This window comes from Stutzerimonas stutzeri, from assembly GCF_019090095.1.
GTDB classification, from domain to species: domain Bacteria; phylum Pseudomonadota; class Gammaproteobacteria; order Pseudomonadales; family Pseudomonadaceae; genus Stutzerimonas; species Stutzerimonas stutzeri_AN.
On the sequence record NZ_JAGQFP010000002.1, the window covers coordinates 293,781 to 311,209 of the forward strand.

Consider the following 17,429-nt stretch of genomic DNA (forward strand, 5'->3'; position numbering starts at 1 on the left):
CCTGCGTGCTAGAGTCCGCGACGGGCAGTTCAGGGGTAGGGTTCATGCGTTCGGCGTGTCTTCTTGTGGTGGTGTCGCTGGTGGTTGGCCAGGCGTGGGCCGAGGGTTGCGTTATACACAGTCAGGATGAGCGGATCGAGGTCAGGCTCTGCCAGCAGAACCGCACCATCCCGACGGAATTGTTCCGATCCGGTTTTTGTCAGCCGCAGCTCAAGGACCAACAGATTGAGGTGACCTTCGTCGAGCAGTGCCCGGAGGGCGCCTTCGGCGTTTGCCGCAACGCCCAGGTGTCGAACATGCCCTATCGGCAGGACATCCATTATTACGGCATCGCCAGTGACGCACGTTTCCTCAAGCCCGCCTGTGAACAATCCAGCAAGGGTCAGTGGCAGGCAGAATAGCGTTCAGTGGCGCTGCCCAGGTTCCACGTGAAACGTCGCGCTAGTTTTTCGGTTTGAGCGTGCCGCAATCCTCTCCCAGCCACTTGCCGTGCGACTGCATCCGGCTGGTGCCCTGCTGGTTGCCGACGCGATAGTCGGTTTCGATCATGCTGGTCACTTCGCGATCGCTGACCAGCCGGGCTTCGCCGTGGCCTTTGGCGTCCGGGCATTGAAAGGTGAATTTCCAGAGTCGGTCGCTTTGCTCGGTGACGTTCTGGCTGCAATCGGGATCGTCTTGAAACGGCAGTTCCCTGGATTTCACCTGCGCCGGGCTCAGGCACATGCGTACGCCGCCGGTACCCAGCTCGACGCCCTGGGCGGCGAGCATGTCCTCCATCATCCTCTTCTGCTCTGCAGGCAGATTTTTCATCTGCTCGACCATCTCGGTCATGCCTGGCATTTGCCGGCCATCTACCTGGACGTCGTCACTGGAGAACTCCCAAAGCCCAGGCCGCATCTCAAGCGCGTGGACGGGCAGTGCACCGAGCAGCAAGGCTGCGGCGGACAGCTGAGTGATGCGTTTCATCTGGCGATCCTCCCATTGGGTTTGCTGCAAGCCTAGTCGAGCCCGGTGCTCTGCGGGGGCGCTATTGGTCGTTGCCGCGGCGATGAACGTGGCGTCTGTTGATGAGAAGCGTTAGCATTCACGCTTCGACAGCGAAGGGCAACGACCATGGCGACTGAGGGTATGGTCCGGCAACGGCTGATGCATCGGTTGTATGTCGATCATCAAGGCTGGCTGAACGGCTGGTTGCGCCGTCAGCTTGGCTGCAGCCAGAAGGCGGCCGACTTGGCGCAGGACACCTTTGTTCGTCTGCTGACCAAGGATCAGGACGTCGCAACCATCCGCGAACCGCGCGCCTATCTGCACACCATCGCCCGTGGCCTGCTGATCAATCACTGGCGGCGCAAGCAGCTCGAGCAGGCATACCTGGAGGGGCTTGCGCTGCAGCCGCAAGCCATTATGCCTTCGCCTGAATCGCAGGCGTTGGTCATCGAAACGCTGATGCAGGTCGACGCGATGTTGTCGCGCCTGCCATCCAAGGTGCGCCGCGCGTTTCTGCTCTCGCAGTTGCATGGGATGACTTACGCGGCCATCGCTGTACAGCTCGAGGTGTCCGAGCGGATGGTCAAGAAGTACATGGCGCAGGCCATGCTGCATTGCCTGCTGCTGGCCGAGGATGAACCATGAGCCTGGATTATCAGGTCTTGCAGGAGGCCGCGCGGTGGTTTGCGGTGCTGCAGTGCGAGGCGGTCAGCGAGGCGGATCGCGACGCCTGGCGCGCCTGGCTGGCGACGCCCGAGCACGCCCGTGCCTGGCAACGAGTCGAGCAGATCAGTGGGCGGCTCGAACCCTTGTCCGGCGATCCGTTCAGCCCTGCGGCGACGGCCTTGTTGCGTCGTCGCCAGCCCGGTCGTCGGCAGGCGCTGAAAACCTTGTCGATTCTCTGTGGTGGCGGTGCGCTGGCGCTGGCCGCGGGATGCTTGCCGTGGCGAAGCTGGGCCGCCGATCAGCGCACCGCGGTCGGCGAGGTGCGTGACTGGCGCCTGAGCGATGGCTCGCAACTGTGGCTCAATACCGACAGCGCCGTGGACATTGCCTTCGAGGCGCCCACTCGCACGCTCTCGCTGGTGCATGGTGAGTTGCTGATGCAGGCGGTCGCCGAGCCTCGGCCATTGCTGTTGCGCACCGCCGAGGGCCGTTTGCAGGTGCACGACGCCGCGCAGTTTTCGCTGCTGCAGCGCGACGGGCGCAGCCAGCTCAACGTATTCGCGGGTGCGGTCGAGGTACAGCTGGCTGAACCCGGCCAGTCACGCACCGTTGTGCAGGGGCAGCAGGTCAGCTTCGACAATCAGCGGATCGATGCCGGGCGCCCGGTACAGCTGGGGCGCCAGGCCTGGACCCGAGGCGTATTGCTGGCCGACAACCTGCGGCTGGACGAATTCGTCGCCGAGTTGGCGCGCTACCGGCAGGGCTACCTGGGTTGCGATCCGCGGGTGGCCGGGCTGCGCGTCGTCGGCGCCTACCCCTTGGCCGATACCGAGCGGGTGCTGGACGCGCTGGCGAGCACGCTGTCATTGCGGATCAACCGCCGGTTGCCCTGGTGGGTCAGTCTTGAACCGAGACGGCAGGGCGTCAGCTAGTTAACACGAATGTAAAAAATTCTTATCCGCAGTTCCCTTTTTGCGTCGGCCGCTGGGCATAACGACAACGATCACGATCCTGCCTTCGCAAAAAGGATGACTCATGCGCTCTATCGTCACACCGCTCCGCCGTTCCAGCGCGCTCGGCCACGCCGTCCGCGCTGCCCTGTTCTGCCTGCCCTTGGCCGCGCTCGCCAGCTCACCGGAGGCGCTGGCGCAGTCGGCCAGCCAGCAATCGGTGCGTGGCTACGACATTCCGGCCGGTCCGCTGTCCAGCGCCCTGAGCCGCTTCGCCGGTGAAGCGGGGATCCTGCTGTCGGTCGAGGGAAGCCTGATCGAGGGTCGCCAGTCGAAGGGCTTGCAAGGGCAATTCGGAATCGAGGAGGGCTTTGAGAGGCTGCTCCAGGGCAGCGGCCTGCAGGCGGTGCGCGATGAGCAGGGCACCTATTCATTGGCGCCGCGTCCGCCGTCGGGCGACACCGTTGAATTGAAGCCCATGGTGGTCGAAGGCTTCGCCCTGGGTAACGCTCTGGGCGAGATGGAAGGCTACAACGCGACCCACAGCAGCGTGGCGACCAAGACGAGCATGCCGCTGGTCGAAACCTCCCAGACCGTGTCGGTGGTTACGCGTCAGCAGATCGAGGACCAGGGCTCCCGCTCGATCGCGCAGGCGGTGCGCTACACGCCGGGCCTGATGAGCACGCCCTACGGCGCCACCACTCGCTACGATTATGTCGCCATGCGCGGCATCACTGATGGTGCGGTGGATAACCTCTACCTTGATGGCCAGAAACTGCTGGGCGACAGCGGCACCTACAGCAGCCTGCAGGTCGATCCCTATTTCGTCGAGCGCATCGACATCCTCAAGGGGCCGTCATCAGTACTCTACGGCCGCAGCCTGCCCGGCGGCCTGGTGGCGATGACCACCAAGAAGCCGCAGCAGGAAAGCCACCGTCAGCTGCAGTTTTCCTACGGCAGCAACGATTACAAACAGACCGCCTTCGATTTTACCGGCCCACTGGACGACGAGCGGGTCGCCTACCGCCTCGCGGGTGTCATCAAGGATGCCGATAATCAGGTCGATGGCATCGAGGAACAGCGCTACGCCGTGATGCCATCGTTGAGCATCGACTTCACCGAAGACACTCGCCTGACCTTGCTGGCGATGCTGCAGAAGGACCCGGAGAGCGGCTACCACGGCGGTCTGCCTGCCGACGGTACGGTGACCTCGCATAACGGCCAGCGCATCTCGCGCAGCTTTTTCGAAGGCGATAAAGACTACGAGACGTTCGAGCGTGACCAGCAGATGCTGGGCTATCAGCTGGAGCACCGCTTCAACGATGTCGTGTCGGCCCGGCAGAACTTCCAGTACCTGGACTCGACCGTGGATTCGGGGCAGGTGTATCAGTACGGCTACGTGGCCGCGGGTTCCGACGAGCTGGTGCGCTACTACACCGGCGCCGACGAGGCGCTGCACGCCTGGACCATCGACAACCAGTTGCAGTTTCTCTTCGATACCGGAGCTCTCAGCCACACCCTGGTGACCGGCCTCGATTATCAGCGGCGCAAGGCCAAGGTCGATTACGACGCCGGTTATGGTTTGTATGCGATCAACCCCTACACTGGCGCCGTCGGAACGGGTAGCCCGGTGTTCTACCACCAGTACGACGAGACCCGCGAGCTGGAGCAGACCGGACTCTATGTGCAGGATCTGATCAGCCTGAATAACTGGCGTTTCTCGTTGGGCATGCGCCAGGACTGGGTGGATGTCTCTTTCGCTCAGACCGAATCGATCTACGGCGATCAGTCCGATCAGGCCAAGCTCGATCAGTTCACCGGACGCGTCGGGGTGCTCTATGCCTTCGACAACGGTCTGTCGCCCTACGTCAGCTACTCCGAGTCGTTCAATCCCAACGCCACCGGCGCCTATAACTTCGACGGCAGCGCCTACGACATCACCTTGCTGGACCCGACCGAGGGCGAGCAATACGAGGTCGGTCTGAAGTACCAGCCGCTGGGCACCGACGACCTCTACACCCTTTCCTACTTCGATCTGAAGCAGTCCAACCTGGCGAACAAGGACTCCAACGAGAATTTCTACCGCGCGGTGGGTGAGCTCAGCTCCAAAGGCGTGGAACTGGAAGCCCGCCTGCGGCCGATCGAGCAGGTCAACGTCATCGCCAGCTACACCTACATGGACGTCGAGTACTCCAAGGACTTCACCGGCGCAGCCGGGGTGAACAACCGCGGCAACACGCCCAACGCGGTGGCGCGCAACATGGCTTCGCTGTGGAGCGACTATACCTTCGACCAGGGCCCGCTCGCGGGCCTGCAGGTGGGCGGCGGTGCGCGCTACTTCGGCAAGAGCTGGGCCGATGCGGAAAACACCCTGCGGATTCCGTCCTACACGCTGTATGACGCCATGCTCGGCTACGACCTGTCACGGGTTGGTCTGCAGGGCGTCGGTGTCCGCCTGAACCTCAACAACCTCACCGACGAAAAGTACGTGGCGGCGTGTAACAGCCTGAGCCAGTGCTACTACGGTGAGGCGCGCAACGTCATGGCCACCGTGACCTACGACTTCTGAGCCGCTAACGCTGCCGCCGTCCTGCAAGGGTCGGCGGCTTTTGGCTATCTGCAAGACGGAAACCGACGATGCGCCCGATTCTCGTACTTCTGCACCGCTATATTGGCTTGGCCACGGCGTTGTTCCTGTTTCTCGCCGGGATCACCGGCAGCGTGCTGGCTTTCCACCATGAACTGGACGAATGGCTGAACCCCGAGTTCTATCACACCGAAAGCCGCGGGCCGGTGCTGGCGCCGGGCACGCTGGTCGATCGGGTCGAGGCGGCCAATCCGCGGATGCAGGTCTGGTACATGGAGTTTCCCGACGAGCCTGGCCATGCCGCCCTGATGGCGCTGGTGCCACGCAATGACCCGGCGACCGGCAAGCCGTATGACGAGCGGCCAGTGGTGCGGTATCTCGATGTGGTCACTGGCGAGCAGGTCGGCACGCGTTATTGGGGCGAGTGCTGCTTCTCGCGACAGAACTTTGTGCCGTTCCTGCTGGAGTTTCACTACAACCTGACCCTGCCGGGCGGCTGGGGACTCTGGCTGATGGGTATCGTCGCGATCCTGTGGACGCTCGACTGCTTCGTGTCGCTGCTGCTGACCTTCCCGCGTGGACGGCCGTTCTTTGGCAAGTGGGGGACGGCCTGGAAGATCAAGCGTCAGCGCCTCAACCATGACGTGCATCGTGCCGGTGGTCTGTGGCTGTGGCTGCTGCTCACGCCGGTGGCGATCAGCAGTATTGCGATGAACCTGCCCGAGCAGGTCTTCAAACCGGTGGTGTCGTTGGTATCGAAGGTGGAACCGAGCGTTTACGCGGCGCGGGGCAAGCTACCCAAGGACGCCTTGGGCGTGACCCAGTACGACTTCCATCGCGCCTATGACTTCGCCATGCAACACGCAGCCGACCTGGGCCTCAGCGAGCCCATCGGCGAGCTGTATTACAGCTTCGAGTACAACTTCTACGGCGCCGGTTTCGGTGATCACGACAGCAACCAGGGCAATGCCTGGCTGTTCTTTCATGGCAGTGACGGCACGCAATTGCTGGGGCAGGAGATACCGGGGCAGGGCACGCTGGGCGAGCAATTCCATATGCTGCAGCCGGCGATCCATGGTGGGCGGATTCTCGGCTTTCCCGGCCGCATCCTGATTGCGGTATTGGGCCTGGCGATCGCCGTGCTTTCGGTGACCGGCGTGGTGATCTGGTGGCGCAAGCGGCGCGCCCGGTGCATAGCGGCAAGCAGGCGCAACGAGACGCTGCAAGCGATCTGATGACCGCCTTCGGCGCTGAGTCAACGTAGGGTGGATCACGCTTCACCGATCCACCAACGGCCCTCGCAGCCCCTGCGTGGCTCAGGCCACGGCGACAGTGACCCCGAGCGCGGCAAGATCTCCAGCTAACGTAGGGCGGATCACGCTTCACCGATCCGCCGAGGCGATGTACGCGCCCCGAACGAGGCGAAGCCTGACACAGAATCAGGTGGAGCCGTCCGCTTGCGCGGCGCAGCTCCAGAGTTCCAGCGCGGGCCGGTCCGCTTTTGGCGGGCCGAGCCATTCGCTCATGGCGTGGCAACGCTGGTCGAAACACAGTTGGAAATCCCCTGCTTCGGGGGTTCGCCCCAGGCGCAGAGGTTGTAACGGCGGGAGCTGGCGCTGGTAGTGCCAGGTGCCGTCACGCAGTTCGGCGCCATCGGGGATTTCCATTCCGGCACCTGAACCCTTGACTCGCGCCTCGCCGAGCAGCAGCCCGTCCGGCGTGACGCGGTAATCTTCTTCCCAGCGGATCTTCTCGATCGTATGGGTCCAGGCCAGGGTGAAGTCGCTGACGGGCAACTGTGCCCAGACCACCCCGGCCAGCCCCATGCACAGCCCGATCATGCGAGCGCCGGCCCGGCGCGGCGCGCTCGGACGATGTGCTGGGCGAGCAGCAAGGCACCGATGCCGAAGCCGATCTCGTCGGTGATGGGCAGGGCCATGATCAGCGTTACACCCGCGGCAAACCCAAGCACACGCTCCCACCAGGCCAACGGCCGCTGCAGATAGCCAATCGAGGCGATGCCCCACAGCCCGATCGCGAACGCCGCCTTGAACAGCATGTAGACGGTCATCCCCAGGCTATCGCCCTGCAGCATCAGGGCTGGGTTGTAGACCGCCATGAACGGCACCACGAACCCGGCGATGGCGATCCGCACTGCCCACAAGCTGATCTTCAAGCCGCGCTCCTTGGCGATCGGGGCGGCGGCGAAGCAGGCCAGCGCAACCGGCGGCGTCAGGTCGGCCAGAATGCCGAAGTAGAAGACGAACATGTGCGAGACGATCAGCGGCACACCCAGATCCAGCAGCGCCGGTGCGGCGATGGAGCTGGTGATGATGTAGTTGGGGATCGTCGGGATGCCCATGCCCAGCACCAGGCAGGTCAGCATGGTCAGGATCAGCGAGAGGAGCAGGTTGTCCTGCCCGACCGCCAGGATGTAGCCGGCGAAGGTCGAGGCCACACCGGTCAGCGATACCACCCCGATGATTACGCCCACCAGGGCGCAGGCGATCCCCACCGGTACGGCGTGGCGGGCGCCTTCGACCAGCGCATGCAGGCACACCAGGAGCGTGTCGCGACCGCCTTTGATGAACCAGCAGCTCGCGACCAGCACGCCGATGACGGCGAAGATCACGCCGATGCCCAGCTGGAAGAACCCGGCACAGAGCAGGCCGAGCGCGATCCAGAAGGCGATGCGCAAACCGAACGAAGAGACCTTCAGGATGATCGCCGAGCCGAGGATGACGATGGCCGTCAGCGCCAGGCCGATCGTACCGGCGAACATCGGCGTCCGCCCGGAGAACAGCAGCCAGACCAGCACCACCAGCGGAATCAGCAGGAACCAGCGCTCCTTGACCGCCGCCATGGCGCTCGGGCACTGGTCCTTGGGAAGGCCGCGCAGACCGGCGCGCTTGGCCTCCAGGTGGACCATCCAGAACGTCGAACCGAAATACAGCAGGGCGGGGATCAGTGCCGCCTTGGCCACTTCGACGAAGGGCACGTTGATGGTCTCGGCCATGATGAAGGCCACCGCACCCATCACCGGCGGCATCATCTGGCTGCCCATGCTCGCCGTCGCTTCGACGCCTCCGGCAAAGGCCGCGCGATAGCCGAAGCGCTTCATCAGCGGAATGGTGAACTGCCCGGTCGTCACCACGTTGGCAACGCCCGAGCCGGTAATGGTGCCCATCAGCGCCGAGGACACCACCGACACCTTGGCCGGGCCGCCCAGCTTGTGGCCGAACAGGCCCATGGCGAAATCGGTGAACAGCTTGATCATGCCGGCCTGTTCGAGGAACGAGCCGAACAGAATGAACAGGAAGATGTAGGTGGCCGACACGTAGGTCGGCGTGCCGTACAGGCCTTCGGTGCCGAACGCCAGCTGGTTGACCATCTGGTCGATGTCGTAGCCGCGGTGCGCCAGATCGCCCGGCAGGTACTGCCCGAGCAGGCCGTAGGCGAGGAACAATGCGCAGATCAGCGGCAGCGCGATGCCCATCACCCGACGTGCCGCCTCGAAAACGAGGACGATGAGCACTACCCCGACGACGAAGTCGGCGGTGGTCAGATCACCGGAGCGCTGGATCAGGTCGCCTTCGAAATACCACTGGTAGAACGCCGTGCCCATGCCGGCCAGCGCCAGCACCCAGGCCATGGGCTGCCAGGGACGGCCTTTGCCGTGCAGCGGGAAGCTCAGGAAGACGATCATCAGCAGGAAACCGACGTGCCCCGCCCGCAGCACCTGGCTCGAGACCGGGTGAAACGCCGCCATGATGATCTGGTAAACGGAAAACAGCAGGGCGACATAGAACAGCGCCTTGGGCCACTCGGCGGGGCTGCCGCCCAGGCCTTGTTCTTGTTGTAATTCGCTCATGAAGTGCCTCGAGCTGATAAAGCGTGGTCGCGGAGAGCTGCTAACAAAACCTGCCGTGCACACACGCTGGTTTTACTAGCATCTCTGCAAAGTCGTTCAGGGAATCCGGCGGCGGGTGCGGGCGCACTCGCCACCGGGATCGGAGCGGCGGATGCCGCTCCTCGACGCAATCAGAGTGCGCCGACTTCCTTGTAGTAGCGCTCAGCGCCCGGGTGCAGCGGGATCGGCAGCGCCTTGGTGGCGTTTTCCAGCTTGATGTCCTTGGCGGCCGAGTGGGCCTTGGCCAGCTGGTCGAGGTTTTCGAACAGCAGCTTGGTCATCTGATACGCGACGTCGTCCGAGACGCCCTCATGGGTCACCAGGATGTTGGTGATCGCCACGGTCGGCACGTCGGCGTCCTGGCCGTCATAGGTACCGGCCGGAATCGTCGCCGCCTGATAGGCGTCGTTGCCGATCTTGGTGACCACGTCCTGCGGGATCTCGACGTAATTCAGCGGCATGGTCGAAGCCAGGTCGCGGATCGCCGCCATGCCCAGGCCGGCCGATTGCAGGGTGGCGTCCAGCTGGCGGTTCTTGATCAGCTCGACCGATTCAGCGAACGGCAGGTACTCGATCTTGCCCATGTCCTCGTAGCTCAGGCCGGCTGCCTTGAGGATGGCGCGGGCGTTGAGCTCGGTGCCGGACTTCGGCGCACCGACCGACAGCGACTTGCCCTTGAGGTCGGCCAGGGTCTTGATGCCCGATTCCTTGCTGGCAACGATCTGGATGTAGTTGGGGTAGGCGCCGCCAATGGCGCGCAGCTTCTTCAGCGGCGCCTTGAAGCCGGCATCTTCCACGCCGTTCCAGCCGTCGGCGACCGAGTCGCCCAGGGCCAGGCCCAGCTCACCACGACCGGCTTGCAGCAGGTTGAGGTTTTCCACCGAGGCCTTGGTCGCCTGAACGGAGGTCTTCGAGCCCTCGATGCCTTTGCTGTAGAGCTGAGAAATGGCCACGCCGATCGGGTAGTACACGCCGCTGGTGCCGCCGGTCAGGATATTGATGAAGGTCGGCGCGGCAACCGCTGCGGTGCTGGCGGTGAAGGCCGCTGCAGCAGCGAGCAGGCCGAGTTGCTTGGTCAATTTCATGGTGTTTCTCCGTTTCGTTGTTATTGGTTTTCGCAGAACTGACGATAGACGATCAGGCGCAGCCACTGCGCAGCGGCGGACAAGACGGGGCGAGACACACGGTTGGCCTTGGCAGAGAAGGCAGAAGTGCGCTGTGCGGCTGTTCTTGTCGTTGATCGCATCGGGCATTGCTGAGAGGAGCACGAACCGTGCCATTAACCGTGATGGCTCTGGCGCGTGCCCTGCGTTGCGGGTTACCCCTCAGGTGCGCGGAAACCTGCCGATGTCCACGCTGCGATAGGCGGAAATTTGCCTATGTCCGTCAGGTGCGCAACCGCCCGACGAAACCTGCCGGTCCTCCTGGCGTCGCAGTTAGAACGCGGCGCAACCAGCGAGGTGCAGCATGGCGGGTGAGATCAGTGCAAAGGACCTGGGTATCGACGTCGAGAAGGGCGAGGGCGAGCTGTTCAAGTGGTTCATTGCCAGCTTTCCTGTTCGGCAAGCGAATCCAGCGCGACATCGCCGCGGACACCTATCGGGTGATCGTCGACCGACATGGGCGCGACACGCCAGGCAAACTCTGCGAGTGTCGCCGGCAGGCATTGGTGCGCATGCTCGGCGAGGGACGTTACACCCGCTACGACGAGTCCACCGCGGATCGCCTGCTCAAGCTGTGCGCCAAGCTCAACGCTGACTACGGTGGCAAGCTCGGCAACTTGCGCGAGCAGTGCCAGGATCGCCAAGAGCTGGAGAAGCGGCTGGCCGAATTCGAAGGCGTCGGGCCGAAAACCGTGGAAATCTTCATGCGCGAGGCGGGCAAGGTCTGGCGCTGAGCCGTCGTGGCTCGCCGTAGGGCAGTCGCCACGACCAGTTGCGCTTGCGCCGTTCGGCGATCCGGTTACAGTGGCGCCAGCGCCTCTTCGAATGCCTGCCCATGCGTGCCTTGCTTGCCTATGCCGTTCTGTTTCTGTCCACCCTGGCTGCAGCGGGGCCCGCGCCCTATTACCAGTGGCAGAGCAAAGCCGACGGCACCGTCATCTGCCGGCAGACCTCCCCCGGACACGGCTGGGAGCTACTCAATGGCCAGCCGTTTCGCGACCTCAACTGCACCCAGCCGGCCGGTCATGTGGAACGTCCAAGCGCGGTGCCTGGTTTTCGTCCGCAACCGGGTCGCTGAGTCGGCCGTGCGCCTGGTCGCCCACGCGATACCCAGAGACCGGCAGCAAGCCGGACTCGTGATGCCTGGCATTGGTTTGGTTCACAGCGCAGCGGGCGTCGGTGGGGTTTCGAGAAGCTCGCGGTCGAGGCCGCTCCCACAAAATCCTCGGCTCGATGCCGTCTTGCCGGTACAACAGCCAGCCCGCCGTGGGAGCGGTCTCGACCGCGAATGACTGATCTGACCGCCTACGTCGGCCTGTTCACCGCCGCCTTCGCCGCGGCCACCTTGATACCGGCGCAATCGGAAGCCGTGCTTGTCGGCTTGCTGCTCAAAGGCAGTGCCTCGCCGGCCGCGCTGTTGGCCGTGGCCACGCTAGGCAATGTACTGGGTTCGCTGGTCAACTGGCTGCTCGGTCGCGCAATCGAGCGGCTGGGCCACAAGCGCTGGTTCCCGGTCAGCGAGCAGCAGCTGGCACGGGCACAGCAGCGTTACCACCGTTATGGCCGCTGGTCATTGTTGCTGAGCTGGGTGCCGATCATCGGCGATCCACTGACCGTGGTCGCCGGCACGCTGCGCGAACCCTTGTGGAGCTTCCTGCTGCTGGTGACCTTGGCCAAGGGCGGCCGCTACCTGCTGTTGGCCAGCGTCACCCTCGGTTGGCTGTAAACCGCGCCAAGCGTAACCGCAGGTCCGGTGCCTGATCGCCGCGGTTAGCGATCAGGCCGCCTCTCGCTCAGCTCAGAAGGCGACTCGGGTCTGCAGGGCGTAGCCGTCGAAGGCGGGCACCATGCTGAGCTGGTAGGCGTGCGGCTCGTCAGGCTCGAGCAGCAGGTTGAAGGCAAAGTTGGAGACGAAATTGCCCAGGGCGATGCCGGCCAGCACGTCCGTCGGGTAGTGCTGGTCGGCTTCCATCCGCGCCAGTCCGGTCAGCCCGTCGAGCGTATGCAGACCGATCTTGGCGGCGTCGCGCAGGGTTGGGTTCATGTCGATGTAATCGAGATTGCGCCGGGTCATGGCGGTTTCGGCCGCACTCGTCGCGCTGTGGCGTGAGGGCATGGCGTCATCCTCCACCCCGTCGGGGCGTTCACGTCCGGAAACCTCCTTGAGCCGCCCGGTCAGCTCATCGACGCCGGTCTTGCTGGCGACGAAGGCGGCGACGTTCGCCGCCTTCCAGTCCAGCGCGTCGGTGAAGGCCTGATCATCGGGTGCGGCGAACACGACGCTGGTCGCATACAGCACGGTGCTGGCCTGGAGCAGTTCGTTACTGGCGTCTTCGCCGTCGTCGCCGAACAGGTACTGATGCTTGCTGAGCGAGCGCTGCCACGGGTGATCCCAGCCGCCGGCCGCGATGGCGACGGCACCGGCGAGTGGCATCCAGGTGCCGCTGTCGCGCGCCGCACGGCCTGCCGAGTCGGCCCAGTGCGCCCAGGAGAGCAGGCCGTCGTCGGGAGGCGCTGCCTGGCAGGTGGCACTACCGGCAAACAGTGCGGCGACGATCAAAAGGCGATACGACGTCGATCGTGGCCGGGCGCAGCAGCGGAAGACGCGCAGCGAAGATTGAATGGCGGGCATACCAGCATCACTCGGGGAGGGTGCCGGCAGGCTAGAGCCTGACGGATCAAGGATCCGTCAACGCCGCGTGAAGAATTTGTCAATGCCGAACGGCGGCGCAGCGCCAGACGCCTTGGCCTGCTGAGTTGCCGGAGTCAGACCGGCGTCTGGGCTTGCTTTAACGTTACAACGAACGTAACGGTCGGCCGCCCGGCTTGATTGATGGCCACTCTCAGCTTCCTACGGTGCGCTCTGCGGACTCAGGTCACTGCCGACTCGACATGCACATCGCATGGGACAGCGACAGAAGTCATGCATTTTGCAACGGAACGGTGATTGGGCGATTATCTAACTAATTGATAAACAAAGGATTATTTTTAATTAAGTGATGGCACGTTCGATGCTCCAGTTGTGGTTTGCCGGCTAGCAAAGCTCACAACAATTTGAACATCGGCAGGACGGATGGCTTCCGCCGAGGATATGGAAATAAATGAATAACAGGCTGAACACCGAAACGCAGATTTGGGCCGATGGATACTCCTTCATGGAGGTCACCGAGACGCTGCTGATGGCCTTGGGAATTCGCACGGAAAGTCAGCCGCCCGGCGCACGTCCTGACCGGGTCGAGCCCAGCGCGACCGCGGACGAGGATCTGCAGCACACAGAGACCAATCGGTAGATCGGACCACGCCCACGTGGTGTCGCAGCGAGGTGGGCTTCGCTCGCCTCGAGCCGTTCAGGACTTTTCCAGCTCGCTCAGAATGCGGTGCGCGAGCCTGACCCGTTCCTCGTTCGGGTAATACCGGTTGGCCAGGATGACGATGCCCAGCTGTCGGGCCGGGATGAAGGCCAGGTAGGCGCCGAAACCGTTGGTCGAGCCGGTCTTGTTGATCCAGGCATCGGCCTGCGGCGGCTGCGGCGGAACGATGGGTTCCACCGGCTGGCTTTCGAGCACCATCTGGCTGCTGTTGCCGGTCAGCAGATCGTCCAGCGCGACCGGGTAATCGTACTGTTCCCATACCAACGCCTGGGTCATGGCGCCGATCCGGTAATAGCCGGTTCGGGTTGTCGCCATGGCCTGTCTGACCGCGTCGTCGGTGTCGACAGTGCCGAGCTGCGCCTCGACGAAGCGCAGCAGATCCTGGCTGGTGGTCTTCACGCCGTAGGCTTCGTCCGCCAGCAGCGCGGGGTTCAGCCTGACGGGGTCGCCGTTCTTGTTATAACCCTGGGCATAGCGCGCCATCTCGCTTGAAGGCACGTCGACGAAGGTATCGCGCATCCCCAGCTTCGGTAGCAGTTGGGTCTGCAAGGCTTCGGCATATGGCATCTCCAGGCTGCGGGCGGCCGCCAGGCCCAACAGACCCATGCCGGGATTGGCGTAAACGCGCCGTGTGCCTGCTGCGAAGTGCGGGCGCCAGGCGCTGAAATAAGCCATCAGTTGCTGGTCGGTGCGGATCTCGTCGGGCAGCTGCAGCGGGAAATCACCAGCCGTATGAGTGGCCAGGTCGATCAGTTTGATCCCATCGAGCTGGCTACCTTGCAGGGCCGGCAGGTAGCGGGTCGGGCTGTCGCTGAGCGAGAGCTTGCCCTGGGACTGGGCATAGGCGGCCAGCGTAGCGGTCAGGGTCTTGCTGACCGAGCCGATCTCGAACAGCGTGTCGCGCGTCACGGGCTGCTGCGTCGCCTTCGACGCCACACCGAACGTATAGAAGCGCTGCTCGCCCCGCGCCGTGATCGCGATGGCCATACCCGGAATCTCCTGTCGCGCCATCACGGCTTGGGCGGCGTCGGTTACGGTCGCGTCGATGTCGGCGACATCCACGTCGGCCCCGGCCAGGCGGCTGAACGTCAGCAACGCGATGACGGACAGCCGTGCCCGGCAGATTCTGGATAGGCGCATCACGATCACTCGATCACAGCTGGAGGGCCCGAAAACCTACCATTCGGCCACCCATTGCAGAAGCCCTGCCTGGGATCGCCCGTGACGTTGTATCGACGCGCCGGGGCGTTCAGCCCACCGTGACGTCCAGCGTACCGATGCCGTCCACGCCGCCGCTCAGGCGATCACCCCGCTGCACCGCGCCAACGCCGGCCGGCGTGCCGGTCATGATCAGGTCGCCGGGCTCGAGTCTGAACAGCCGCGACAGGTAGGCCACCACCTCCGGCACGCTCCAGATCAGCGAGGCGAGGTCGCCTTCCTGGCGGGTTTCGCCATTGATCTCGAGCCAGATGCGGCCCTCGCGCGGATGGCCGATGGTCGCTGCCGGGACCAGCGCCGAGCAGGGTGCGGCATGGTCGAAGCCCTTCGCTACCGCCCAGGGCCGGCCCATCTTCTTGGCTTCGGCCTGCAGGTCGCGGCGGGTCATGTCCAGCCCCACAGCGTAGCCGTAGACATGCTCGAGCGCCTGTTCGGCCGGGATATCGGCGCCACCGCGGCCGATGGCCACGACCATCTCGATCTCGTGGTGCACGCTCTCGGTGCCCGGCGGGTAGGGGAACACGCTGCCATCGGGCAGCAGGCTGTCGGGGTGCTTGGTGAAGAAGAACGGCGGCTCGCGATCCGGATCGTGACCCATCTCGCGGGCATGCTCGGCGTAGTTGCGTCCGACGCAGTAGACGCGTCGCACCGGGTAGCGCTGGCTGCTGCCGGCAATTGCGAGGCTGGGAATGGCGGGGGTGAAGAGGTAGTCGTTCGGGTCGGTCAAATTCACTGCTCAGGCTCCGGGTCATTGTGGTTTTCGCGTCGCGGATGCGACGCGACGCTTGGGGATTCATTTACGCAGTGGCACGCTGCCGGCTTCGTCCAGGCTGCGCAGAAAGTCGAAATCGCAGCCGTTGTCGGCCTGGGTCACGGTGTCGAGGAACAGCTTGCGGTAGCCGCGCTCGTCACCTTCGCGCGGTTCCGGTCGTTCGAGCGCAGCGCGCCGACGCGCCAGCTCCTCGTCGCTGACCAACAGATCCAGGGAGCGCTCGGCCACGCTCAGGCGCAGTCGGTCGCCGCTTTCGATCAGCGCCAGCGGGCCGCCGACCGCCGCCTCGGGCGTGACGTGCAGGATGATGGTGCCGCCCGCCGTGCCGCTCATGCGCCCGTCGGAGATGCGCACCATGTCCTTCACCCCGGCACGCGCCAGCTTGCGCGGGATCGGGATATAGCCGGCTTCGGGCATACCGGGGGCGCCCTTGGGGCCGATGTTTTTCAGCACCAGGATGTCGTCGGCGTTGACGTCCAGGTCCGGGGCGTCGATGCGCTGGGCCAGATCCTCCAGGCCATCGAACACCACCACGCGACCTTCATGCTCCATCAGCTCGGCGCTGGCGGCCGACTGCTTGATGATCGCCCCGTCCGGCGCCAGGTTGCCGCGCAGAAAGGCGAGGCCGCCCTGCGGGTAGATCGGGTTGTCCAGTGGGCGCACCACCTCCTGCGGGAAGGCGGCGATGGCGTCGAGCTCTTCGCCCAGGGTGCGCCCGGTGACGGTCAGTGCATCGAGGTGCAGGAAGGGCCGCAGTTCGCGCAGCACAGGGGCCAGCCCGCCGGCCTTGTGCAGGTCTTCCATGTAATGGGTGCCGGACGGCTTGAGGTTGACCAATACCGGAATCTTGCGGCCGAGTGCGTCGACCTGGTCCATGTCGATGCGGATGCCGCAGCGACCGGCAATCGCGGACAGGTGCACGATGGCATTGGTCGAACCGCCGATGGCCAGCAACACCATCAGCGCGTTCTCGAAGGCCTGCTCGGTGAGAATCCGGTCCGGCGTCATGCGCGACTGAATCATCGCCACGGCCTGGGTGCCGGTGCGCTCGGCAATGCGGATGCGATCGGCCGTCACCGCCGGTGGCGTGGCGCCGCCAGGCAGCATCATGCCCAAGGCCTCGGTGACGCAGGCCATGGTGCTGGCGGTGCCCATCACCGAGCAGGTGCCGACGCTGGCCACCAGCTGGTCGTTGACCTCGGTGATCTCCTGCTGGTCGATCTCATCGCCGCGGTACATGCCCCAGAAGCGCCGGCAATCGGTACAGGCGCCGACCCGCACGCCGCGGTGCGAACCGGTCAGCATCGAGCCGCTGACCAGTTGAATGGCCGGCACGCCGGCGCTGGCGGCACCCATCAGCTGCGCCGGGACGGTCTTGTCGCAACCGCCGATCAGCACCACCGCGTCGATCGGCAGGGCGCGGATCATTTCCTCGGTATCCATCGACATGAGGTTGCGCAGGAACATGCTATTGGGGTGGGCGAAGCTCTCGTGGATGGAGATGGTGGGGAAGTCCACCGGCAGCCCGCCGGCCAGCATGACGCCACGCTTGACCGCCTCGATCAGCTGGGGCGCGTTGCCATGGCAAGGGTTGAAGCCGCTGCCGGTGTTGGTGATACCGACGATCGGCCGCGACAGGGCATCGTCCGAATAGCCGGCGCCCTTGATGAAGGCCTTGCGCAGGAACAGCGAGAATTCCGCATCGCCATAGTTCGTCAGGCCTTTGCGCATGCCTTGCGCTGCGCCTTCGATGGAGTTGCCGTTGTTCTTGTTCATGGGCGTTTCCTCTCGGTGGTTGGATCGAC

The 17,429-nt window shown here is 64.4% G+C and carries 16 protein-coding genes and 1 pseudogene; 9 read left to right on the top strand and 8 right to left on the bottom strand.

The window, feature by feature from the left end; all coding sequences use genetic code 11:
• Positions 1-44: 44 nt before the first annotated feature.
• Positions 45-401, top strand: coding sequence for an NADH:ubiquinone oxidoreductase (locus tag KVO92_RS11085; protein WP_217475708.1), 357 nt, complete (start codon positions 45-47; stop codon positions 399-401).
• A gap of 40 nt (positions 402-441) precedes the next feature.
• Here the strand turns inward: KVO92_RS11085 and KVO92_RS11090 are convergent, their stop codons facing one another.
• The gene (locus KVO92_RS11090; RefSeq protein WP_217475709.1) at positions 442-966 is read right to left on the bottom strand and encodes a DUF3617 domain-containing protein; all 525 of its coding nucleotides are present in this window, start codon (positions 964-966) and stop codon (positions 442-444) included.
• Between the two features lie 147 nt (positions 967-1,113).
• Between KVO92_RS11090 and KVO92_RS11095 the strand changes: the two genes are divergently transcribed.
• From KVO92_RS11095 to KVO92_RS11110, 4 genes are all read left to right on the top strand, one after another.
• A complete protein-coding gene (locus tag KVO92_RS11095) occupies positions 1,114-1,632 on the top strand; it encodes a sigma-70 family RNA polymerase sigma factor (protein ID WP_217475710.1) in 519 nt (172 codons plus the stop codon).
• Positions 1,629-2,585 (top strand): FecR domain-containing protein, encoded by a 957-nt coding sequence (locus KVO92_RS11100; RefSeq protein ID WP_217475711.1) that lies wholly within the window; start codon positions 1,629-1,631, stop codon positions 2,583-2,585. Before KVO92_RS11095 ends, KVO92_RS11100 begins: the two co-directional genes overlap by 4 nt.
• Before the next feature lie 103 nt (positions 2,586-2,688).
• Positions 2,689-5,172: a TonB-dependent siderophore receptor gene (locus tag KVO92_RS11105; RefSeq protein ID WP_217475712.1), complete on the top strand. Its 2,484-nt coding sequence runs from the start codon at positions 2,689-2,691 to the stop codon at positions 5,170-5,172.
• 68 nt (positions 5,173-5,240) lie between these two features.
• Entirely contained in the window at positions 5,241-6,425 is a 1,185-nt protein-coding gene (locus KVO92_RS11110) for a PepSY-associated TM helix domain-containing protein (protein ID WP_217475713.1), read from the top strand.
• Positions 6,426-6,629: 204 nt separating this feature from the next.
• Here KVO92_RS11110 and KVO92_RS11115 read toward each other — a convergent pair whose 3' ends face one another.
• From KVO92_RS11115 to KVO92_RS11125, 3 genes are all read right to left on the bottom strand, one after another.
• Positions 6,630-7,031 carry a DUF1850 domain-containing protein gene (locus tag KVO92_RS11115; RefSeq protein ID WP_217475714.1) on the bottom strand — a complete coding sequence of 134 codons (402 nt, stop codon included), beginning with the start codon at positions 7,029-7,031 and terminating at the stop codon, positions 6,630-6,632.
• A complete protein-coding gene (locus KVO92_RS11120; protein ID WP_217475715.1) occupies positions 7,028-9,061 on the bottom strand; it encodes a TRAP transporter permease in 2,034 nt (677 codons plus the stop codon). The genes KVO92_RS11115 and KVO92_RS11120 overlap by 4 nt, the downstream gene beginning before the upstream one ends.
• 170 nt (positions 9,062-9,231) lie before the next feature.
• Positions 9,232-10,185, bottom strand: a complete 954-nt coding sequence (locus tag KVO92_RS11125) for a TAXI family TRAP transporter solute-binding subunit (protein ID WP_217475716.1) — start codon at positions 10,183-10,185, stop codon at positions 9,232-9,234.
• 382 nt (positions 10,186-10,567) lie between these two features.
• Here KVO92_RS11125 and KVO92_RS11130 point away from each other — a divergent pair.
• The 3 genes and pseudogenes from KVO92_RS11130 to KVO92_RS11140 all read left to right on the top strand — a co-directional run bounded on the left by KVO92_RS11130 (position 10,568) and on the right by KVO92_RS11140 (position 11,989).
• A pseudogene (locus tag KVO92_RS11130) lies at positions 10,568-10,997 on the top strand (DNA methylase).
• A 101-nt stretch (positions 10,998-11,098) separates the two neighbouring features.
• Positions 11,099-11,341 carry a hypothetical protein gene (locus KVO92_RS11135; protein ID WP_217475717.1) on the top strand — a complete coding sequence of 81 codons (243 nt, stop codon included), beginning with the start codon at positions 11,099-11,101 and terminating at the stop codon, positions 11,339-11,341.
• A 210-nt stretch (positions 11,342-11,551) separates the two neighbouring features.
• A complete protein-coding gene (locus KVO92_RS11140) occupies positions 11,552-11,989 on the top strand; it encodes a YqaA family protein (RefSeq protein WP_217475718.1) in 438 nt (145 codons plus the stop codon).
• A 72-nt stretch (positions 11,990-12,061) separates the two neighbouring features.
• Here the strand turns inward: KVO92_RS11140 and KVO92_RS11145 are convergent, their stop codons facing one another.
• Entirely contained in the window at positions 12,062-12,895 is an 834-nt protein-coding gene (locus KVO92_RS11145) for a phosphatase PAP2 family protein (protein ID WP_217475719.1), read from the bottom strand.
• 469 nt (positions 12,896-13,364) lie between these two features.
• Here KVO92_RS11145 and KVO92_RS11150 point away from each other — a divergent pair, with 469 nt between their 5' ends.
• Positions 13,365-13,553 (top strand): hypothetical protein, encoded by a 189-nt coding sequence (locus KVO92_RS11150; protein ID WP_217475720.1) that lies wholly within the window; start codon positions 13,365-13,367, stop codon positions 13,551-13,553.
• Between the two features lie 57 nt (positions 13,554-13,610).
• Here the strand turns inward: KVO92_RS11150 and ampC are convergent, their stop codons facing one another.
• The 3 genes from ampC to KVO92_RS11165 all read right to left on the bottom strand — a co-directional run bounded on the left by ampC (position 13,611) and on the right by KVO92_RS11165 (position 17,355).
• On the bottom strand, positions 13,611-14,774 hold the full coding sequence (ampC, locus tag KVO92_RS11155; RefSeq protein WP_217475721.1) for a class C beta-lactamase: 1,164 nt from the start codon (positions 14,772-14,774) through the stop codon (positions 13,611-13,613).
• Between the two features lie 109 nt (positions 14,775-14,883).
• Positions 14,884-15,585 carry a fumarylacetoacetate hydrolase family protein gene (locus tag KVO92_RS11160; RefSeq protein WP_336512631.1) on the bottom strand — a complete coding sequence of 234 codons (702 nt, stop codon included), beginning with the start codon at positions 15,583-15,585 and terminating at the stop codon, positions 14,884-14,886.
• Positions 15,586-15,645: 60 nt separating this feature from the next.
• A complete protein-coding gene (locus KVO92_RS11165; RefSeq protein ID WP_336512655.1) occupies positions 15,646-17,355 on the bottom strand; it encodes an IlvD/Edd family dehydratase in 1,710 nt (569 codons plus the stop codon).
• Positions 17,356-17,429: the final 74 nt, after the last annotated feature.